This window comes from Streptomyces sp. NPDC093984, assembly GCF_044764595.1.
In the GTDB taxonomy this organism is placed as follows: Bacteria; Actinomycetota; Actinomycetes; order Streptomycetales; family Streptomycetaceae; genus Streptomyces; species Streptomyces cynarae.
On sequence record NZ_JBIWIM010000002.1, the window covers coordinates 171,955 to 193,338 of the forward strand.

Here is a 21,384-nt window from a genome sequence, read left to right on the forward strand (position 1 = left end):
ACAAAGGGTCGTAGCTCAATTGGTAGAGCACCGGTCTCCAAAACCGGCGGTTGGGGGTTCAAGTCCCTCCGGCCCTGCTACACACTCCTCCACCAGGAAGTGTGCGGACAGTACGTACGTATTGCACTCGCCGTGCGGCTCCACCGGGCGCGGCACGGTCACGACCCGGGAAATCAGGTGAGGACGAGTGACGGACGCCGTGGGCTCCATCGACATGCCTGACGCCCAGGACGAGGTGCAGGAGTCGAAGAAGAAGGCACGTAAGGGTGGCAAGCGAGCCAAGAAGGGCCCGCTGAAGCGCCTTGCCCTCTTCTACCGCCAGATCGTCGCGGAACTCCGCAAGGTCGTCTGGCCGACCCGTAACCAGCTGACGTCGTACACCACCGTGGTGATCTTCTTCGTCGCGATCATGATCGCCCTGGTGACCCTGATTGACTATGGGCTCAACCACGCCGCCAAGTACGTCTTCGGCTGAGCCGAGAGCGAAGGACGCCGTCGTGCCCGGCGTCCCTTTCGCATGTTCCACCCCTATGTATCCAGGAAGAAGCAGCCACCGTGTCTGACCCGAACCTGAACGACGCCATGGAGCCTCGCGGGGAGGCCGTCGAGTCCGTGGATGACGAGCTCGACATCGTCGAGGGCGCGGACGAGGTCGACGAGGCCGAGGCTGCCGAAGCCGCCGCGGGCGAGTCGGCCGAGGAGACCGCCCTGCACGTGGAGGGCGAGGACGAGGCCGCGTCCGAGGACGCCGAGGCCGAGGGCGAGCCGGAGTCCGAGCTCGACCCGGTCGAGAAGCTGCGCGAGGAACTGCGCTCGCTGCCCGGCGAGTGGTACGTGATCCACACCTACGCCGGCTACGAGAAGCGGGTGAAGGCGAACCTGGAGCAGCGTGCCGTCACGCTGAACGTCGAGGAGTACATCTACCAGGCCGAGGTCCCCGAGGAAGAGATCGTCCAGATCAAGAACGGCGAGCGGAAGACCGTCAAGCAGAACAAGCTGCCCGGTTATGTGCTCGTCCGCATGGACCTGACGAACGAGTCCTGGGGCGTCGTCCGCAACACGCCCGGTGTCACGGGCTTCGTCGGCAACGCCTACGACCCGTACCCGCTGTCCCTCGACGAGGTCGTCAAGATGCTCGCCCCGGAGGCCGAGGCCAAGGCCGCCCGCGAGGCCGCCGAGGCCGAGGGCAAGCCGGCCCCGCAGCGCAAGGTCGAGGTCCAGGTGCTGGACTTCGAGGTCGGCGACTCGGTCACCGTCACCGACGGCCCGTTCGCCACGCTGCAGGCGACCATCAACGAGATCAACCCCGACTCGAAGAAGGTCAAGGGCCTGGTGGAGATCTTCGGCCGCGAGACGCCGGTCGAGCTCTCCTTCGACCAGATCCAGAAGAACTGAGCGGATTCGACCGACCTGCACAGCGAGGGCGCCTCGGGCCTGTCCGGGCCGAGGGGCCCTCGCCGCTTTCTGCCCCTCGGAGCACTGGTCCTCCTGGGGACGCTCCTCGTGGTGCTGACGGTCTTCGTGATGCTGCCCGCGGCGCAGCGGTCGTACGGGCTCCGGGACGGCGAGCGCGCGACCGCCACGCTGGTGGACGAGCCCGCTTCCGGCCGCCTCTTGGTCGGCTGCCGGGTCGAGTTCGATGCGGGCGGAACGCCTGTGGTCGCCGAGGTGCCAGCAGGCAGCAGCGGCAAGGGGTACGAGTACGGTGACCCGATCGCCATCAGGTACCGGGCCTCGGACCCGGCGGTGGTGGCGGCCGAGGGTGACACCGGGTACGCGGACGCGGTGTTCATGGTCGCGCTACCCGGTACGCCGGGCATCGTCCTGCTGCTCGCAGAGCTGATCGGTACGGGCTTCGCGCTGAGGAAACGCACCTCCTCGAACCCCGCCTGAGCTGCCCGATTTCATGTCGCGCGGCCACAACGGCTATCGTTGTGCGGTATGCCATCTGCAGGATCATGCATCCGACGGCGCAGATGGCCTCAACCTCTCAGTAAGGACCCGGAGAGAGTCATGCCTCCCAAGAAGAAGAAGGTCACGGGGCTCATCAAGCTCCAGATCCAGGCCGGTGCGGCCAACCCGGCCCCGCCGGTCGGTCCGGCGCTGGGTCAGCACGGCGTCAACATCATGGAGTTCTGCAAGGCCTACAACGCCGCGACCGAGTCGCAGCGCGGTTGGGTCATCCCGGTGGAGATCACGGTCTACGAGGACCGTTCCTTCACCTTCGTGACCAAGACTCCGCCGGCCGCCAAGATGATCCTCAAGGCCGCGGGCATCGAGAAGGGCTCCGGCGAGCCGCACAAGACCAAGGTCGCCAAGATCACCGAGGCGCAGGTCCGCGAGATCGCCCAGACCAAGATGCCCGACCTCAACGCGAACGACCTGGACGCGGCCGCGAAGATCATCGCCGGCACCGCGCGCTCCATGGGCGTCACGGTCGAGGGCTGAGCACCTCCCTTGTAGAACCATGCGGCTGCGGCCGCACGTGGCAGGGCCTGCTCGGCCCGTACCACGACTCCTTCAGAACCCACAGGAGCAGTTGTGAGCAAGCGCAGCAAGGCTCTCCGCGCTGCGGACGCCAAGATCGACCGGGAGAAGCTGTACGCCCCGCTCGAGGCCGTCCGTCTCGCCAAGGAGACCTCCACGACCAAGTTCGACGGCACCGTCGAGGTCGCCCTGCGTCTGGGTGTCGACCCGCGCAAGGCCGACCAGATGGTCCGTGGCACCGTGAACCTCCCGCACGGCACCGGTAAGACCGCCCGGGTCCTGGTCTTCGCGACCGGTGACCGTGCCGAGGCCGCTCGTGCCGCGGGCGCCGACATCGTCGGCGCCGACGAGCTGATCGACGAGGTGTCGAAGGGCCGTCTGGACTTCGACGCCGTCGTCGCCACCCCGGACCTCATGGGCAAGGTCGGCCGCCTCGGCCGCGTGCTCGGTCCCCGTGGTCTGATGCCGAACCCCAAGACCGGCACCGTGACCCCGGACGTGGCGAAGGCCGTCACCGAGATCAAGGGCGGCAAGATCGAGTTCCGCGTCGACAAGCACTCGAACCTGCACTTCATCATCGGCAAGACGTCCTTCGACGACACCAAGCTGGTGGAGAACTACGGCGCGGCGCTCGAGGAGATCCTGCGTCTCAAGCCGTCCGCCGCCAAGGGTCGCTACATCAAGAAGGCCGCCATCACCACCACGATGGGCCCCGGCATCCCGGTCGACCCGAACCGCACCCGCAACCTCCTCGTCGAGGAGGACCCGGCCGCGGTCTGAGCCTGAGGCTCACCCCAGTCGGTCACGGGCCCCGCACCTTCGAGGTGCGGGGCCCGTCGGCGTCTGAGACATGGGGCACATGCCGTTTCGCCGGAGGTGCGTGCCGAACCCCCTGGGCCGGAGTTAGCGTGAAGATCACGGAGCGCACCAGGGGGGAACGTATGAAGGACGGCATCTTCAGGCGCGGCATCCTCCCGGTCGCGGTGGTCTTCGCCCTGTGCCCCCTGACGGCGTGCAGCCACTTCGGCGACGGTGACTCCTCCCGGCGCTCGGCGGGGCCGTCCGGCGGTCGGGCCGCCCCCGCCGACCCACGGTCTCTGGCGGCCCTGCGAGCCGTCGAGAAGGCCACCGCGAAGGCCGGCTCCGCGCGGGTCGAGTCCACGACGTCCATGGGCGGGATGCTCGCCCTGGAGACGGGCGGCCTGCTCGGCTGGGCCGGCGACTCGGTGGGCACGCTCCGGATCACGTACACCGGCGGACAGCTCGCCGAGACGATGCGCGCGCTGGGCAGTACGTCGATGGAGGCCCGGCTGCTGCCCGACGCCTACTACGCGAAGGTGGGCGACGCGTTCGCGCGGCGCCTGCACGGCCGGCACTGGATCAGATACGCCTACGACGACCTGGCGTCCCTGCCGGGCGGCTCGGGGGCGTATCTGACGGACCAGCTGCGCAACACCGCGCCGCTGCAGCCGCTCAGGCTGCTGCTCGCCTCCGGGGACGTGCGCAGGGTCGGCGAGGAGACGGTGCGCGGCCGCCGCACCACGCACTACTCGGGCACGGTCACACCGGCGTCCCTCACGGGAGCCCTCAAGGAGCAACTGGAGCAGGCCGGCGTCACCGAGGAGACGGTCGACATCTGGGTCGACGACCACGACCTGCTGGTGAAGAGGGCCGAGCGGGGAGAGCTGTCGAGCGGCCGGATGTCCTCGACGGCGTACTACCGGGACTACGGGGTGAAGGTCACGGCACCGCGGCCTCCGGAGTCCGACACGGCCGACTTCAAGGACCTGCTGGGGACGCGGGGCTCCTAGCGGTTCTGCGGAGCCCCCGGCGGTTCCGTGGTGGGCCGGCTCCGGTCGCCCGGGGAGCGGATTTGCTTGACGGCGATTCGTTCCCGTACTCTCCTACAGAAGCCAAAGACCGCTGGTCGTTGCCGTGCGCTCGTACGAGGGCGCGGTGGCCGAAGGATCCGCTGAACTGCGGACGACCCGCGCAGGTGACAGTGGAAGAGCTCCCGGAGTACGTACGTCGTGACGTGCGTGCGGCCGGTCGAGTCCGCCCCGTGCGCCTGCGCCGGGGCGTTTCGTTTTCCCCAGTCCTCCTTCGGGTCCGCGCGGTCCGAATCACCCGGAAGGAGGCCGAGGCTCTATGGCGAGGCCCGACAAGGCTGCCGCGGTTGCGGAGCTGACGGACAAGTTCCGCAGCTCCAGCGCCGCCGTGCTGACCGAGTACCGCGGTCTCACCGTGGCGCAGCTCAAGACGCTGCGCCGGTCGCTCGGTGAGAACGCCCAGTACGCCGTGGTGAAGAACACGCTGACCAAGATTGCGGCCAACGAGGCCGGGATCACGCTGGACGACCAGCTCTTCGCTGGTCCGACGGCCGTCGCCTTCGTCACCGGTGACCCGGTGGAGTCGGCGAAGGGTCTCCGTGACTTCGCCAAGGACAACCCGAATCTCGTCATCAAGGGCGGTGTCCTTGACGGTAAGGCGCTGACCGCCGACGAGATCAAGAAGCTTGCGGACCTCGAGTCCCGCGAGGTTCTGCTCAGCAAGCTGGCCGGTGCCTTCAAGGCGAAGCAGTCCCAGGCTGCCTCCGTCTTCCAGGCGCTGCCGTCGAAGCTCGTCCGCACCGTGGACGCGCTGCGCGCCAAGCAGGCCGAGCAGGGCGGTGCCGAGTAATTCGGCTCGCTTTCTGATCCTGGCCGTCTGACGCGGCGAGGGTCGCAGCGGGCCGACGTACGCCCGCCTTATCCAGTACATCCGGCACCTGCCGATTGAGTGGAAGGACCGCCATCATGGCGAAGCTCACCCAGGACGAGCTGCTTGCCCAGTTCGAGGAGATGACCCTCATCGAGCTCTCCGAGTTCGTGAAGGCTTTCGAGGAGAAGTTCGACGTCACCGCCGCCGCTGCCGCGCCGGTCGTCGTCGCCGGTGGTGCCGCTGGTGGCGCCGCTGCCGAGGCCGAGGAGGAGAAGGACGAGTTCGACGTCATCCTCACCGGTGCCGGCGACAAGAAGATCCAGGTCATCAAGGTCGTGCGCGAGCTGACCTCCCTGGGCCTGAAGGAGGCCAAGGACCTGGTCGACGGTGCGCCGAAGCCGGTTCTCGAGAAGGTCAACAAGGAGGCCGCGGACAAGGCCAAGGAGTCCCTCGAGGGCGCCGGCGCCTCGGTCGAGGTCAAGTAAGACCTCCCGCGGGTCCACCAGGACTCCGGGTCCGCACAGGACCCGAGGGGGCCGTACGGAGCGACGCTCCGTACGGCCCCCTTTCGCATGTGCCGACACCCTTGTGGCCGGCGAAGCCCGCCGACGGGGACGGATGCCCCGCCCGACCCCGGCTTGGCCCCGGCCGCGGCTTGGCCCCGGCCGCGGCTTGGCCCCGGCCGCGGCTTGGCCCCGGCCGCGGCTTGGCCCTGGGCCCGGGCTCGCTCCGGCCACGGCCTGGCCCCGGTCCCCGGCCCCGGCCACGCTCCGGCCCCGGCTTCGGCCCAAGTCACGCTCCGGCTCCGGCTCCGGGTCCCGGCCCCCGGCTGCGGGCCCGGGCTCGCCCCGGCCCCGTCCACGCTCCGGTCCCGGGCCCGGCCTGGCCCCGGCTCCGTTCCCGTTCCTGGCCCCCGGGCCCGGCCTGGCCCCGGCCCCGTTCCCGGCCCCCGGGCCCGGCCTGGCCCCGGTCAGGCCCCGGCCCCGGCCCACGGGCCCGGCCCCAGCCCCGGCCCTGGCCTCGAGCGCCTGGGGCCTCTGCCGGGCCCGTGGCCGTGGCCGGGGCCGGGGGGCGCCCGGATGCACCGCCCGGATGGCCGGCGCCCCCGCCGAGTTCTCCGAACAGCATTCACCCGGACGCCGTAACCCCCCGCCCACGATCCCCGGCACGCCTCACCCTCAAGGCTGTAACGCGAAGGCGCCGAGGTGCGATCATCCATCCGGGTGGTCGCTCTTCGGTGTTCCGGGGGGTCCGGTGGCGGCTGCCTTGCGTGCGTCGCCGTGGCGGGTATGGTGATCTTCGGTCGTGCCTCCGAGGGCCCCGGTGACAGGTCGAACGTGACGATGGCAGCACCCGGTTTGGGCAAGGGGGGCCTTGACGAACCGCACGCAGCGCGCAATTCTCAGGACGCGTCGTCACTACGATCCGGATCCGAGGCATGGATCGGCGACGAAGAGGGCAGTATCGATGTGCATCGAAGGCGTGGCGTGCCGCAGGTGTTGAGGGACAACGAGGGCCTCCAGCGGAAGCCTGAAAACCCGCACTGGACATCAGTGTGCCTTGTGGCTACACTGACCCTTTGCGCTGCCTGTTAGCTGTCTCCTGCCCGTCACCAGGAGCACGCCCCATGCTTGAGCACCGAGGATAAAGAGTCTCTGACCTGAGACTTTCCATCTCTGTGCCCGGCGGGGACCGGGACGCGCGTAGTGAGTCCGAGCCCTCGGAAGGACCCCCTCTTGGCCGCCTCGCGCAACGCCTCGACCGCGAATACGAACAACGGCGCCAGCACCGCCCCGCTGCGCATCTCCTTTGCAAAGATCAAGGAGCCCCTCGAGGTTCCGAACCTTCTCGCGCTGCAAACCGAGAGCTTCGACTGGCTGCTCGGCAACGACGCATGGAAGGCTCGCGTCGAGGAGGCTCTGGAGAACGGTCAGGACGTCCCCACCAAGTCCGGCCTCGAGGAGATCTTCGAGGAGATCTCCCCGATCGAGGACTTCTCCGGGTCGATGTCGCTGACGTTCCGGGACCACCGCTTCGAGCCGCCGAAGAACTCGATCGACGAGTGCAAGGAGCGCGACTTCACCTACGCCGCGCCCCTCTTCGTCACGGCCGAGTTCACCAACAACGAGACCGGTGAGATCAAGTCCCAGACGGTCTTCATGGGCGACTTCCCGCTCATGACGAACAAGGGCACTTTCGTCATCAACGGCACCGAGCGTGTCGTGGTGTCGCAGCTGGTCCGTTCCCCCGGTGTCTACTTCGACTCCACCATCGACAAGACGTCCGACAAGGACATCTTCTCCGCCAAGATCATCCCGTCCCGGGGTGCCTGGCTGGAGATGGAGATCGACAAGCGCGACATGGTCGGTGTCCGCATCGACCGCAAGCGCAAGCAGTCCGTCACCGTCCTCCTGAAGGCGCTCGGCTGGACCACCGAGCAGATCCTCGAGGAGTTCGGCGAGTACGAGTCCATGCGCGCCACCCTGGAGAAGGACCACACCCAGGGCCAGGACGACGCGCTGCTCGACATCTACCGCAAGCTGCGCCCGGGCGAGCCCCCGACGCGTGAGGCCGCGCAGACGCTGCTCGAGAACCTGTACTTCAACCCCAAGCGCTACGACCTCGCGAAGGTCGGCCGCTACAAGGTCAACAAGAAGCTGGGTACGGACACCCCGCTGGACGCGGGCATCCTGACCGTCGAGGACATCATCGCGACGATCAAGTACCTGGTGAAGCTGCACGCCGGCGAGACCGAGACGGTCGGTGACAACGGCCAGAAGGTCGTCGTCGAGACCGACGACATCGACCACTTCGGCAACCGCCGCCTGCGCAGCGTCGGCGAGCTCATCCAGAACCAGGTCCGCACGGGTCTGGCCCGTATGGAGCGCGTCGTGCGCGAGCGCATGACCACGCAGGACGTCGAGGCGATCACGCCGCAGACCCTGATCAACATCCGGCCGGTCGTCGCCTCCATCAAGGAGTTCTTCGGCACCAGCCAGCTGTCCCAGTTCATGGACCAGAACAACCCGCTCTCCGGGCTGACGCACAAGCGGCGTCTGTCCGCGCTGGGCCCGGGTGGTCTGTCCCGTGAGCGGGCCGGCTTCGAGGTCCGTGACGTGCACCCGTCGCACTACGGCCGCATGTGCCCGATCGAGACGCCCGAAGGCCCGAACATCGGTCTGATCGGCTCGCTCGCCACCTACGGCCGCGTGAACGCGTTCGGCTTCGTCGAGACCCCGTACCGCAAGGTCGACGAGAACGGTGTCGTCACCGAAGAGGTCCACTACCTCACGGCCGACGAAGAGGACCGGTTCGTCATCGCCCAGGCCAACGCGCCGCTGACCGAGGACCTCCGGTTCGCCGAGGCCCGCGTCCTGGTGCGCCGCCGTGGCGGTGAGGTCGACTACGTCGCCCCCGAGGACGTGGACTACATGGACGTCTCGCCGCGCCAGATGGTGTCGGTCGCGACCGCCATGATCCCCTTCCTCGAGCACGACGACGCCAACCGTGCCCTCATGGGCGCGAACATGATGCGTCAGGCCGTGCCGCTGATTAAGTCCGAGTCCCCGCTCGTCGGCACCGGCATGGAGTACCGCTCCGCCGTCGACGCCGGCGACGTGGTCAAGGCCGAGAAGGCGGGTGTGGTCCAGGAGGTCTCCGCGGACTACATCACCACGGCCAACGACGACGGCACGTACATCACGTACCGCCTGGCCAAGTTCGCCCGCTCCAACCAGGGCACCTCGGTCAACCAGAAGGTCATCGTCAACGAGGGCGACCGCGTCATCGAGGGCCAGGTCCTCGCCGACGGCCCGGCCACCCAGAACGGCGAGATGGCGCTCGGCAAGAACCTGCTGGTCGCCTTCATGCCCTGGGAAGGCCACAACTACGAGGACGCGATCATCCTCAGCCAGCGCCTGGTCCAGGACGACGTCCTCTCCTCGATCCACATCGAGGAGCACGAGGTCGACGCCCGTGACACCAAGCTCGGCCCCGAGGAGATCACCCGGGACATCCCGAACGTCTCCGAGGAGGTCCTCGCCGACCTCGACGAGCGCGGCATCATCCGCATCGGTGCCGAGGTCATCGCGGGCGACATCCTCGTCGGCAAGGTGACCCCCAAGGGTGAGACCGAGCTGACCCCGGAGGAGCGCCTGCTGCGCGCGATCTTCGGTGAGAAGGCCCGTGAGGTCCGTGACACCTCGCTGAAGGTGCCGCACGGCGAGACCGGCAAGGTCATCGGCGTGCGCGTCTTCGACCGCGAGGAGGGCGACGAGCTGCCGCCGGGCGTGAACCAGCTGGTCCGCGTGTACGTCGCGCAGAAGCGCAAGATCACCGACGGTGACAAGCTCGCCGGCCGCCACGGCAACAAGGGCGTCATCTCCAAGATCCTGCCGATCGAGGACATGCCGTTCCTGGAGGACGGCACCCCGGTCGACATCATCCTCAACCCGCTGGGTGTGCCGTCCCGAATGAACCCGGGACAGGTCCTGGAGATCCACCTCGGCTGGCTCGCCAGCCAGGGCTGGGACGTCTCCGGCCTGGCGGACGAGTGGGCGCAGCGCCTGCAGGCGATCGGCGCCGACCAGGTCGAACCGCGCACCAACGTCGCCACCCCGGTGTTCGACGGTGCCCGCGAGGACGAGCTGGCCGGCCTGCTGCAGCACACGCTGCCGAACCGCGACGGCGACCGCATGGTCCTCCCGTCCGGCAAGGCCAGGCTGTTCGACGGCCGCTCCGGTGAGCCGTTCCCGGACCCGATCTCGGTCGGGTACATGTACATCCTGAAGCTGCACCACCTGGTCGACGACAAGCTGCACGCCCGCTCGACCGGTCCGTACTCGATGATCACCCAGCAGCCGCTGGGTGGTAAGGCCCAGTTCGGTGGCCAGCGCTTCGGCGAGATGGAGGTGTGGGCCCTCGAGGCCTACGGCGCCGCGTACGCCCTCCAGGAGCTGCTGACCATCAAGTCCGACGACGTCACCGGCCGCGTGAAGGTCTACGAGGCCATCGTCAAGGGCGAGAACATCCCCGAACCCGGCATCCCCGAGTCCTTCAAGGTGCTCATCAAGGAGATGCAGTCGCTCTGCCTGAATGTGGAGGTGCTGTCCAGCGACGGTATGTCCATCGAGATGCGCGACACCGACGAGGACGTCTTCCGCGCTGCGGAGGAGCTCGGCATCGACCTGTCCCGGCGCGAGCCGAGCAGCGTCGAAGAGGTCTGACGGGAGTCCGGCGGGGCCCTCACCCACAGGGCCCCGCCGACCCCCAGGCCCCCGTTTCAGACCAAAGACTTACGACCCTGAGAGGGATTGACGCATAGTGCTCGACGTCAACTTCTTCGACGAGCTCCGGATCGGCCTGGCCACCGCTGACGACATCCGTCAGTGGAGCCACGGCGAGGTCAAGAAGCCCGAGACCATCAACTACCGCACCCTCAAGCCCGAGAAGGACGGCCTCTTCTGCGAGAAGATCTTCGGCCCCACCCGGGACTGGGAGTGCTACTGCGGCAAGTACAAGCGCGTCCGCTTCAAGGGCATCATCTGTGAGCGCTGTGGCGTCGAGGTCACCCGCGCCAAGGTGCGCCGTGAGCGGATGGGCCACATCGAGCTGGCCGCCCCCGTCACGCACATCTGGTACTTCAAGGGCGTCCCGTCGCGCCTGGGTTACCTGCTCGACCTCGCTCCGAAGGACCTGGAGAAGGTCATCTACTTCGCGGCGTACATGATCACGTACGTCGACGAGGAGCGCCGTCAGCGCGACCTGCCCTCGCTGGAGGCCCACGTCTCCGTCGAGCGCCAGCAGATCGAGCAGCGCCGCGACGCCGACCTGGAGGCCCGCGCCAAGAAGCTCGAGGCCGACCTGGCCGAGCTCGAGGCCGAGGGCGCCAAGGCCGACGTGCGCCGCAAGGTGCGCGAGGGTGCCGAGCGCGAGATGAAGCAGCTGCGCGACCGTGCGCAGCGCGAGATCGACCGCCTCGACGAGGTGTGGACCCGGTTCAAGAACCTCAAGGTCCAGGACCTCGAGGGCGACGAGCTGCTCTACCGCGAGCTGCGTGACCGCTTCGGCACGTACTTCGACGGCTCGATGGGTGCCGCGGCGCTGCAGAAGCGCCTGGAGTCCTTCGACCTCGAGGAGGAGGCCGAAAAGCTCCGCGAGATCATCCGCACCGGCAAGGGCCAGAAGAAGACCCGTGCCCTCAAGCGCCTGAAGGTCGTCTCCGCGTTCCTGCAGACGTCCAACAGCCCCAAGGGCATGGTCCTCGACTGCGTCCCGGTCATCCCGCCGGACCTGCGTCCGATGGTGCAGCTGGACGGTGGCCGCTTCGCGACCTCCGACCTGAACGACCTGTACCGCCGTGTCATCAACCGCAACAACCGTCTGAAGAGGCTCCTGGACCTCGGTGCCCCGGAGATCATCGTCAACAACGAGAAGCGCATGCTTCAGGAGGCTGTTGACGCCCTCTTCGACAACGGTCGTCGCGGCCGTCCGGTCACCGGTCCCGGTAACCGCCCGCTGAAGTCCCTCAGCGACATGCTGAAGGGTAAGCAGGGTCGATTCCGTCAGAACCTGCTCGGTAAGCGTGTCGACTACTCGGCGCGTTCCGTGATCGTCGTCGGTCCGCAGCTGAAGCTGCACCAGTGCGGTCTGCCGAAGGCGATGGCGCTGGAGCTCTTCAAGCCGTTCGTGATGAAGCGCCTGGTCGACCTGAACCACGCGCAGAACATCAAGAGCGCCAAGCGCATGGTGGAGCGCGGCCGTACGGTCGTGTACGACGTCCTCGAAGAGGTCATCGCCGAGCACCCGGTTCTGCTGAACCGTGCTCCCACCCTGCACCGCCTCGGCATCCAGGCCTTCGAGCCGCAGCTGGTCGAGGGCAAGGCCATCCAGATCCACCCGCTCGTCTGCACCGCGTTCAACGCGGACTTCGACGGTGACCAGATGGCCGTGCACCTGCCGCTGTCCGCGGAGGCGCAGGCCGAGGCCCGCATCCTGATGCTGTCCTCGAACAACATCCTCAAGCCGGCCGACGGCCGTCCGGTGACGATGCCGACCCAGGACATGGTCCTCGGTCTGTTCTTCCTCACCACCGACGGCGAGATGCGCGACGTGAAGGGCGAGGGCCGCTCGTTCGCGTCCGTGGCCGAGGCGATCATGGCGTTCGACGCCGGCGAGCTCTCGCTGCAGGCGCGCGTGGACATCCGCTTCCCGGTGGGCACCATCCCGCCGCGCGGCTGGACCCCGCCGGTCCGCGAGGAGGGCGAGCCGGAGTGGCAGCAGGGTGACAGCTTCACGCTGAAGACCACGCTGGGCCGTGCGCTCTTCAACGAGCTGCTGCCCGAGGACTACCCGTTCGTCGACTACGAGGTCGGCAAGAAGCAGCTCTCCGAGATCGTCAACGACCTCGCCGAGCGCTACCCGAAGGTCGTCGTGGCGGCCACGCTCGACAACCTGAAGACGGCCGGCTTCTACTGGGCCACCCGTTCCGGCGTCACCGTCGCCATCTCCGACGTCGTCGTTCCCGAGGCGAAGAAGGAGATCGTCAAGGGCTACGAGGCGCAGGACGAGAAGGTCCAGAAGCAGTACGAGCGCGGTCTGATCACCAAGGACGAGCGCACCCAGGAACTGATCGCGATCTGGACCAAGGCGACCAACGAGGTCGCCGAGGCCATGAACGACAACTTCCCGAAGACCAACCCGATCTTCATGATGGTGAACTCGGGTGCCCGAGGCAACATGATGCAGATGCGTCAGATTGCCGGTATGCGTGGTCTGGTGTCGAACGCGAAGAACGAGACCATCCCGCGGCCCATCAAGGCGTCGTTCCGTGAGGGTCTGTCCGTGCTGGAGTACTTCATCTCCACGCACGGTGCCCGTAAGGGTCTCGCGGACACCGCTCTGCGTACCGCCGACTCGGGTTACCTGACCCGTCGTCTGGTGGACGTGTCGCAGGACGTCATCATCCGCGAGGAGGACTGCGGCACCGAGCGCGGCCTCAAGCTCCACATCGCGGAGCGCGGCGCGGACGGCGTGCTGCGCAAGGCGGAGAACGTCGAGACGTCCGTGTACGCGCGCTGCCTCGCCGAGGACATCGTCGTCGACGGTCAGGTCCTGGCCCCGGCCGGCACCGACCTCGGTGACGTCCTCATCGAGGAGCTCGTGGCCCGCGGCGTCGAGGAGGTCAAGACCCGCTCGGTCCTGACCTGCGAGTCCGCCGTCGGCACCTGCGCCATGTGCTACGGCCGTTCGCTGGCCACCGGCAAGCTGGTCGACATCGGTGAGGCGGTCGGCATCATCGCCGCCCAGTCCATCGGTGAGCCCGGTACCCAGCTGACGATGCGTACCTTCCACACCGGTGGTGTGGCCGGTGACGACATCACCCAGGGTCTGCCGCGTGTCGTCGAGCTCTTCGAGGCCCGTACCCCGAAGGGTGTCGCCCCGATCTCCGAGGCGTCCGGCCGCGTCCGGATCGAGGAGACCGAGAAGACCAAGAAGATCGTCATCACCCCGGACGACGGCAGCGACGAGACGGCCTACCCGATCTCGAAGCGCGCCCGACTCCTGGTCAGCGAGGGCGAGCACGTCGAGGTGGGCCAGAAGCTCACCGTGGGTGCCACCAACCCGCACGATGTGCTGCGCATCCTGGGCCAGCGTGCCGTCCAGGTCCACCTGGTCGGCGAGGTCCAGAAGGTGTACAACTCGCAGGGTGTGTCGATCCACGACAAGCACATCGAGATCATCATCCGGCAGATGCTGCGCCGTGTGACGATCATCGAGTCCGGCGACGCCGAGCTGCTGCCCGGCGAGCTGGTCGAGCGCTCGAAGTTCGAGCAGGAGAACCGTCGTGTGGTCCAGGAGGGCGGTCACCCGGCCTCCGGTCGTCCGCAGCTCATGGGTATCACCAAGGCCTCGCTGGCGACCGAGTCCTGGCTGTCGGCGGCGTCCTTCCAGGAGACGACCAGGGTCCTCACGGACGCGGCGATCAACGCCAAGTCCGACTCCCTGATCGGCCTCAAGGAGAACGTCATCATCGGTAAGCTCATCCCGGCCGGTACGGGCCTCGCCCGCTACCGCAACATCCGGGTCGAGCCGACCGAGGAGGCCAAGGCCGCGATGTACTCGGCCGTGGGCTACGACGACATCGACTACTCGCCGTTCGGCACGGGCTCCGGCCAGGCCGTGCCGCTGGAGGACTACGACTACGGTCCGTACAACCAGTAAGCGAGCAGCATGAACCGAAGGGCGGTCACCCGAGCGGGTGGCCGCCCTTCGGCGTGTCGCGGGGAGCGTCAGCGGTGCAGGCCCAGGTAGGGCTGCAGGGCGTTCAGCCGTGTGACGTGGTCCGGGTGGGAGGAGAGGAGTCTGTCCAGGGCACCGGGCTCCTTCAGCTTCTGGCCCGTCGCGGCCAGGGCCGCCTTCGTCGCCGCTTCCTCGGCCTGGGAGTGGTGGAGAACCTCCGCCAGCTGCCGGGCGAAGCCCAGCTCTGCGGCCTGCTGGTCCGCGCGCAGCTCGCCGCGCCGGCCCGCGTAGGCCAGCAGGTAGGGGGCGAGCACGAGCGGGATCGTGAGGTACCAGGCGGCGAAGAACGCGGCGACCGCCACCAACGCCATGAAGAGGATCAGGAACCCGGTGGCCGCCATGGAGAAGACGCCGGCTACCGCGATCGCGAACCGGGCCAGCCCGCGGGTCACCGCCCAGGCGATCCGGCCGGGCAGGGAGTACCAGTAGCCGAGCAGACCGGCCCATGCGTGGCCACCGGTGTGGTGGCCCAGTTCGTGCGCGAGTACGGCGGCCAGGTTGCTGGTCGGGATCCGGTTCAGGGAGTAGGTCGTGACGCCGACGACATGGCCGGCCACCGCCACAGCGTTCAGCTCGTCGCTGTTCTCCACCATCAGCTCGTACGTGCCCGGTTCGATGCCCGCGCGGGCGGTCACCTCGTTCCAGATCGGCTCCAGCCGGGCCCGCTCCTCCTGGGTGGGCAGGCGGAGCTTGAGCACGTACCGGGCGAAGGCCAGCTCGGTCGGCCGGTGGAAGACGAGCAGGCCGGAGGCGACCCAGGCGACGACCACCAGCGTTCCCACGGCGCTTCCGAACAGGCCGAGGGCTATGGAGCTGACCAGCGCGAGGCTCACCAGGGCCCCCGGCAGCTGCACCGCCAGCCGCCCGATCGCCGTCGCGTCGGCCCCACGCTGGTGCTCGGCCACATGCAGCCGGGCGCCGCGGTGCCGGTAGTCGAGGTCGTCGGGAGCGGGTTCTGGTGCGGGTGCGGGTGCGGGTGCGGTTTCCGGTGCCGGAGCGGGAGCGGGTGCGGGAGCGGGCGTGGCGGTGGCGTGCGGCGTCCCGGGCGGTGCTGCGGGGGCCTGCGGGGGCGGGGGGTACTGCGGGGGCAGGCCGGGCCCCTGACCCTGGTAGGCCGGGCCCTCGCCCGGATACACGGGGGGCCTGCCCGGGGCCGCCGGCACGGTGGCCGGGTACTCCGGGGGAGGCCCCTGACGCGCGGGTGCCGCGGCCGGGTACTCCGGCGGAGGCACGTGATGCGTGGGCGCCGCGGCCGGGTACTCCGGCGGAGCGGAGAGACGGCTCGCAGCGGTGTGCGGGTACTGCGGCGGGGAGGCGGGATACGACGGCTCGCCGGGGTACGGCGGTCCGGCGGGCGGCGTCGCGATCGTGGCCTCAACGTGGGAGGGGTCGCCGGGGTATGGCGGTGGGGTGGTGGGCGGTGTCGGAATGGCGGCGGCCGGGGACGGCGTCCCGCCGGGGTACGGCGGTGGCCCGGCAGGCCGCGTCGATGGTTCGCCCGGATACGGCGGTGGGCCGGCGGGCGGCGCCGGGAGCGTGGCTTCGGGGGACCGCGGCTCGCCGGCGTACGCCGGTGGCCCGGCGGGCCGCGTCGGTGGTTCGCCCGGATACGGCGGTGGGTCGGCGGGCGGCGCCGGGAGCGTGGCTTCCGGGTAGGACGGCTCGGGGTACTGGGGCGGTACGGAGGGGTCCGGCGGCTGGGACATGAGCGGGGCTCCTTTTGGGCGAGTGCGGGGACGTCAGCCGATGAGCGCGGCGGTGGGCAGCAGCAGTGCGCCGACGCAGAAGGCGATCAGGCCGGAACGGATCCACCGGTGCTTGGACGCGGCGATCCGGCTCTTCTCGGCGAGTGCGGCCAGCACGGCGGCGCTGGGGTCCCGGTCGGTGTCGGCGAGCGCCTCGGCCAGTCGGCCCTGCCGTACCGCCTGCTGGATGTCGCCGAAGTAGCACAGGGGGCGCCCCTCGGCCCACGACCCGGAGCGGAAGCGGGGCAGGACGGCCAGCAGCAGCGCGACCAGCGACAGGGCCAGCGCCACCGCCCCCGCCCACCACAGGACCGTTCCGGGAGCGGAGAGCCGGCCCGGCGACCAGTTCTTGCCTGCGACCAGCCCGGTGAACACCCCGGCCGTCATACCCAGCGCCGCCACCAGCACGGAGGCCTTGGTGTCGGCCCGCGCGATCTCCTCGCGCAGCTCGGCGAGCAGCCGTTCCGCCGTGTGGTGGGTGGCGGGGACGGGGGCGGCCGGGGGTGCGGTGGTGTCGGGGGAGGTCATGCCGACCCCGCCTCGGGTGACTTCTCCTGGGCCGTGCCGGGCGCGGGTGGTACGGCCGGTGCGGGCCCGTCGGAGACGAGCGTCAGCGGAGGCATGCCCGGGGCGGGCGGCGCCGGTGGTGCGGAGGGCGGCGGAGGCGTCGGGGAGGCCTGGGCGGCGTAGGACGCCTGGTCGTAGGACGCCTGGTCGTAGGACGCCTGGTCGTAGGACGCCTGGTCGTAGGACGCCTGGTCGTAGGACACCTGGTCGCGGGGCGTCTGGGCGTACGGCGGCTGACCGTACGCGGGCTGTCCTTGCGGCGGCTGACCGTACGGTGGTTGTGCCTGCGGCGGCTGACCGTACGGCGGTTGTGCCTGCGGCGGCTGGGCGTACGGGGGCGGGGTGGCGGGCTGCGGTGGGACATACGGCTGCTGCGGCGGCAGGCCCGGGGGCAGGGCCTGGGGCGGTGCCGCCTGCTCGTTCATGAGGTCGTCGACGGAGCGCAGCACGGCGCGGGCCGACTCGGCCTTCTGGTAGTCCTCCAGGGTGTCCCCGGCGATCAGTTCCAGTTCCTTGCGGATGGCGCCGAGCTGGTCCTTCTGCAGCGTGCCGACGACCATCCGGGTGTCCCCGGGGTGGGCCGCCAGGTGCAGGGCCCACGCGGCGACTCCGCCGTGCTGCAGCCAGTACTGGTAGAAGGCGATCTTCTGCGCGACCAGTTCCTGGGACTGCCGCTCGCGCATGACCTCCAGTTGGTGCTCGAGCTGCGCCTGGCGCATCCGGTACTCGTGCTCGGGGTCGAGCATCTCCGACTCGTAGCGCAGGGCGCGCTTGCGCCGGCGGTGGGCGATCGCGTCGTCGTCCAGTCGCAGCCGCACCACGCACGTCACGCTCAGACCGGTGCCCGCGGCGAACGACACGTCCTCGACCGCCCGTTGCACGGCACGCTCGGCTGAGGGGCTCTCCTCGATGGGGTGACGCCGGGTGACCGGACGGGCCACCTGCTGCAGTTCGCGGGTGAGCCGGGTCGGCACGTCCCGTTCGCCGCTCGCCACGAAGGCGACCGGATCGGCTACCCGCCAGGTGAGGTCGGCGGTCGCACCGAAGGAGAACGCGTCGTCGTCGCTGGGCAGTTCCAGTTCCAGCTGGACCGGGTGGCTGCCCATGTCCACCTCGTAGACGGAGGTGTAGCGACGGGTCGCGGCCTCCGTGCGGCTCGGGCGGTGCGGCGGCATGTAGACGTCGTACGAACCGCTCGCGGTGACGAAGACCAGGGCGTGGTCGATCGCCCCGACCTGCCGGCGGGCGGTGTAGTCGAAGCGCGAGATCGGGCGCACGGTCAGCACCGGGTCGATCAGCGCGGTGTGCCGGTCGGCGTTCTGCGTCCACTCCGGCGGTCGGCGGAAGTCCGCCATGGCTCAACTCCTCTTGTTCCCGGGGTCTTTCAGTGCGCGGCCGGCACCGGCTGCACCATCGTGAGCAGGTGCTCGGCCATCGGCGGGCGCGGGCTGCCGTCCTCGGCGCGCATGGTGCGCAGTTCGTGGTCGAGGCGCTTGCGGTCCTGGGCGGTCACCACCAGGGCGGGCAGCAGCAGCTCCAGGGCCCGTGCCGCGTCCGTGCGGCGTGCGGCGACGTGCACCCAGGTCTGCAGGGCGTTCAGCGCGGGCCGGGTGTGGGTGCGGTCGCCGAGCGCGGTGCGCCACAGGGTGGCCGTGTCGCGGGCCGCGTCCGGCTGGTACATGCCGCTCTCGGCGTACCAGCCGACGAGCGCGCCCTCCTCGGCGTTGTCGCAGGCGCGGACGAAGGCGGCCAGGGCGAGGTCGCGGACCGCCGGGGTGTCCCGGTACAGCAGCCGTACGAACTCGGCGAGCACCTCGCCGCGGCGCTGGCCGGCGGACAGCAACAGGGCGGCGGACTCGGTGAGGTTGTCCTGCTCGGCCTGGCTGCTGGCGCCGACCCGGGCGCGGGAGGCCAGCGCGTCGAGGGCCGGCCCGGCCAGGTCGGGGCGGAGCGGGGCGAGCAGGCCGAGCGCGCGGATGGCGGTCCAACGGCGTTCCCACCGGCCGTCGTTGCACCACTGGGTGAGCAGCCGCAGGACGACCGGCGCGCCGAGGAGCTGCGCCAGCGTCAGGGTGTTGGCGGCGGTGACGCGCGCCCCGACGGCGCGGGCGGTGGCCCAGCGGTCGACGAGCAGCGCCATCGTGGAGGGCAGGTCGGCGGCGGCGAGCAGTGCGGCGGCCGCGGCGGCGCGGGTGCGGACCAGCGGACGGCCGTCGCGGGCGAGCTGTCTCAGCCACTCGACCACGGCGGGGCGGGCCGAGGGGTGGCTGGTCCACACCTCGGTGAGCAGCACCCGGGGGGTGCGCTCGTCACGGAAGGCGGCCATGAACTGCGGCACCGGGCCCCAGTCGGTCTGCTCCTGCCGAATCTCTCCGTGGGCCCGTGCGAGCAGCAGGCGGTCCTCGGCGGCCGGTCCGAACACCGGGATGGTCGGCGGCCTGTCGGGGTGCTGCAACTGCTCGAACTGCACGAACAGCTGGTCGGCCAGCTCGGCGGCGAGCACGTAGGGCGCCTGGTCGAAGACGGCGAGCGCGATGAGGAAGGCCTTGTCGCGCAGCCCGGTCTCCGGGTCGCCGAGCCAGTCCCGGCACTGCTTCTCGACGGCGGCCTGTCCGAAGTCCGCGAGCCGCGCCAGTGCCTCCGGGCTGCCGTCGTAGGCGGCCAGGGCTTCGGCGAACGCGGCGGCCTCGGCGGGATCGCGTTCGGTGGCGAGGAAGTCGGCCACCGGCGGCAGTGCGAGCAGGGCTTCGGTGTCGGCGGGTCTGTGCCGGGAGAGCAGGGCCCGTACGACGTCCTCGGCGGGCGGCGGGGTCCACGGGCAGGCGGTGACGCCGGGCAGGTGTGGCGAGTTCTCGACGGTGACGACGAGGTAGCCCTCGGTCTTGACGAGCTGGTCGCGGGCCGCGAACAGGTGGGTGTCGCGCAACGGCCGGTTGCGGCTGAGCGGCAGGTCGCGCAGGACGTAACCGCCGGGCCGGGTGAGCAGGCCACTGAGGGCGGCGGGCGTGGTCTCGGGGCTCAGCGCGTGTACGGCGGGGACACCCAGACGGTGCAGCAGCATCAGGGCGGCGGCGTTGCGACCGGTGGCGTGGGCGCCGGAGAGGACCAGCACCCGCTCCTCGCGTAACCGCTTCAGCGCGGACGCGAAGGCGGGCCCGTCGGCGAAGACGGTCGCCAGCTCCTCGATCCGTTCGCGGGGTATCTCCCCGGAGGCGTCGGGCGTGACGCCCTGGGTGCCGTGGTAGTGGTGCTCGGTCCGGCCGCCCATGTAGACGTCACCGCCGACCTGCCCGCCGGACACGCCGTGCTGGGAGCCGCCGACCGCGCTGCCGCCGAAGCGGGCCTCGTCGCCGAGGAAGAAGCCCGGGGTGTGCGCGAACAGCTCCCGCTGGGCGGCCCGGGCCTCATGGAGGCCGTCCGCCTCCGGCTCCGAGCCGGCGGTGTCGGTCAGCGGGTCCTCGGTGGACGCCGGCTGTCCGTGCGGGGACTGCGGGGGAGGAGCGGCGCCGGGAGAACCGCCGTCGGAGGCGGGTACGGCTCCGGGTGCGGCCGTCACGACACCTCACCCGTCTCTCCGCCGAGGTGCACGTCCCCGGTGACCTGCCCGCCGGACACGCCGTGCTGGTCACCGGCGACGAGACTGCCGCCGAAGCGGGGCGAGCCGCTGCCGAAGTCGAACACGACACCACCGGCGGCGGGGCGCGGCGCGGAGGGCACGTCCGGTGCGGTCGCCCCCGGTGCGGTGGTGCCGGGTGCGGGCGGTCCCTGGGCCGGTGACGTCTGCGGCGACGATGGCCGGGCCGGCGACGTCGGTGCCGGGGCTCCTGATGCCGTCGCTCCGGCTGCGGGCGAACCCTGTGCCGACGGCTCCCGGGCGGGTGGTGCCGGTGCTGTGGCCCCCGGTGCCGGGACGTCCCCCGACGTTCCCGGCACCGGGGTCTCCCCCGCCCCCGTGTCACCGTGGTTCTCGGCGCCGCGCGGTACCGGCCCGTGGAGCCAGGCGCGCAGCATTCCGTTCTTGCTGGTCAGGGTCACCGCATGGAAGTCGTCGGCACGGATGCCGTGGTGGTCGTGGCGCACGATCCCGGAGTGCACGCCCTCCGACACGCACAGCGCGAAACCGTCGCTGCGCTCCCGCAGGGCGGCGCGCAGCAGCGGGGCGTCGAGCAGCCGGCAGGCCTGGTTCAGATCGGAGCCGACCCAGCCGCCGTGCTCGTCGAGGGCGACGTACCCGGTGGCGACCACGCCGCGCAGCCGGATCTGGGCCGAACTCGACGCCAGCCGGTTGTAACCGTGCAGCTGGGCGGGCACCTCGGTGAGCAGGGCCCGCAGCAGTGCAGCGACGGAGGTGCCCGCGTCGATCAGCTCCATGACGGAGTCGCCCCGGTCGGCCCGCAGACGCTGTGTCTCCTCGATCCCGGCGTGCTCCAGGGCCCGGTCGGCGATGCTGTAGAGAACGCGTCGCAGATACGCCTGCTCCACGTCGTCCCGGTCGCTGTACCTCTCGATGTCGAGCAGGAGCATCGTCCGGCTCACGGGATCGTTCATGATCGCCTCTCGCTGAGTGCCGTACTGGATCGGGCCG

15 protein-coding genes and 1 tRNA gene are annotated in these 21,384 nt (G+C 70.1%); 11 read left to right on the forward strand and 5 right to left on the reverse strand.

What is annotated here, in order from left to right; translation table 11 throughout:
• Nucleotides 1-4: 4 nt before the first annotated feature.
• The 11 genes from ACIRC0_RS08605 (at nucleotide 5) to ACIRC0_RS08655 (ending at nucleotide 14,409) form a co-directional block, all read left to right on the forward strand.
• A tRNA-Trp gene (locus tag ACIRC0_RS08605) sits at nucleotides 5-77 on the forward strand.
• A gap of 110 nt (nucleotides 78-187) precedes the next feature.
• Entirely contained in the window at nucleotides 188-475 is a 288-nt protein-coding gene (gene secE, locus ACIRC0_RS08610; RefSeq protein ID WP_403613161.1) for a preprotein translocase subunit SecE, read from the forward strand.
• 80 nt (nucleotides 476-555) lie between these two features.
• On the forward strand, nucleotides 556-1,395 hold the full coding sequence (gene nusG / locus ACIRC0_RS08615; protein WP_200418806.1) for a transcription termination/antitermination protein NusG: 840 nt from the start codon (nucleotides 556-558) through the stop codon (nucleotides 1,393-1,395).
• Nucleotides 1,396-1,506: 111 nt separating this feature from the next.
• Nucleotides 1,507-1,893, forward strand: a complete 387-nt coding sequence (locus ACIRC0_RS08620) for a hypothetical protein (protein WP_403613165.1) — start codon at nucleotides 1,507-1,509, stop codon at nucleotides 1,891-1,893.
• 120 nt (nucleotides 1,894-2,013) lie between these two features.
• Entirely contained in the window at nucleotides 2,014-2,448 is a 435-nt protein-coding gene (gene rplK, locus ACIRC0_RS08625) for a 50S ribosomal protein L11 (protein ID WP_023547415.1), read from the forward strand.
• A gap of 93 nt (nucleotides 2,449-2,541) precedes the next feature.
• Complete coding sequence (gene rplA / locus ACIRC0_RS08630; protein ID WP_403613168.1) at nucleotides 2,542-3,267, forward strand: 50S ribosomal protein L1; 726 nt, start codon at nucleotides 2,542-2,544, stop codon at nucleotides 3,265-3,267.
• A 161-nt stretch (nucleotides 3,268-3,428) separates the two neighbouring features.
• A complete protein-coding gene (locus ACIRC0_RS08635; RefSeq protein WP_403614665.1) occupies nucleotides 3,429-4,298 on the forward strand; it encodes a hypothetical protein in 870 nt (289 codons plus the stop codon).
• 337 nt (nucleotides 4,299-4,635) lie between these two features.
• Entirely contained in the window at nucleotides 4,636-5,166 is a 531-nt protein-coding gene (gene rplJ / locus ACIRC0_RS08640) for a 50S ribosomal protein L10 (RefSeq protein WP_403613171.1), read from the forward strand.
• Between the two features lie 116 nt (nucleotides 5,167-5,282).
• The gene (rplL, locus tag ACIRC0_RS08645) at nucleotides 5,283-5,672 is read left to right on the forward strand and encodes a 50S ribosomal protein L7/L12 (RefSeq protein WP_103841195.1); all 390 of its coding nucleotides are present in this window, start codon (nucleotides 5,283-5,285) and stop codon (nucleotides 5,670-5,672) included.
• Between the two features lie 1,251 nt (nucleotides 5,673-6,923).
• The gene (gene rpoB, locus ACIRC0_RS08650; RefSeq protein ID WP_403613173.1) at nucleotides 6,924-10,412 is read left to right on the forward strand and encodes a DNA-directed RNA polymerase subunit beta; all 3,489 of its coding nucleotides are present in this window, start codon (nucleotides 6,924-6,926) and stop codon (nucleotides 10,410-10,412) included.
• Nucleotides 10,413-10,509: 97 nt separating this feature from the next.
• On the forward strand, nucleotides 10,510-14,409 hold the full coding sequence (locus ACIRC0_RS08655) for a DNA-directed RNA polymerase subunit beta' (protein ID WP_403613176.1): 3,900 nt from the start codon (nucleotides 10,510-10,512) through the stop codon (nucleotides 14,407-14,409).
• Between the two features lie 68 nt (nucleotides 14,410-14,477).
• Here ACIRC0_RS08655 and ACIRC0_RS08660 read toward each other — a convergent pair whose 3' ends face one another.
• The 5 genes from ACIRC0_RS08660 to ACIRC0_RS08680 are packed head-to-tail and all read right to left on the reverse strand — an operon-like array spanning nucleotide 14,478 to nucleotide 21,347.
• The gene (locus ACIRC0_RS08660) at nucleotides 14,478-16,193 is read right to left on the reverse strand and encodes a M48 family metalloprotease (protein WP_403613179.1); all 1,716 of its coding nucleotides are present in this window, start codon (nucleotides 16,191-16,193) and stop codon (nucleotides 14,478-14,480) included.
• Between the two features lie 33 nt (nucleotides 16,194-16,226).
• The gene (locus ACIRC0_RS08665) at nucleotides 16,227-16,760 is read right to left on the reverse strand and encodes a Pycsar system effector family protein (protein ID WP_403613182.1); all 534 of its coding nucleotides are present in this window, start codon (nucleotides 16,758-16,760) and stop codon (nucleotides 16,227-16,229) included.
• Entirely contained in the window at nucleotides 16,757-18,154 is a 1,398-nt protein-coding gene (locus tag ACIRC0_RS08670) for a PE-PGRS family protein (RefSeq protein WP_403613185.1), read from the reverse strand. The genes ACIRC0_RS08665 and ACIRC0_RS08670 overlap by 4 nt, the downstream gene beginning before the upstream one ends.
• 29 nt (nucleotides 18,155-18,183) lie before the next feature.
• Nucleotides 18,184-20,355 (reverse strand): hypothetical protein, encoded by a 2,172-nt coding sequence (locus tag ACIRC0_RS08675; RefSeq protein WP_403613187.1) that lies wholly within the window; start codon nucleotides 20,353-20,355, stop codon nucleotides 18,184-18,186.
• Entirely contained in the window at nucleotides 20,352-21,347 is a 996-nt protein-coding gene (locus ACIRC0_RS08680; protein ID WP_403613189.1) for a hypothetical protein, read from the reverse strand. The genes ACIRC0_RS08675 and ACIRC0_RS08680 overlap by 4 nt, the downstream gene beginning before the upstream one ends.
• Nucleotides 21,348-21,384: the final 37 nt, after the last annotated feature.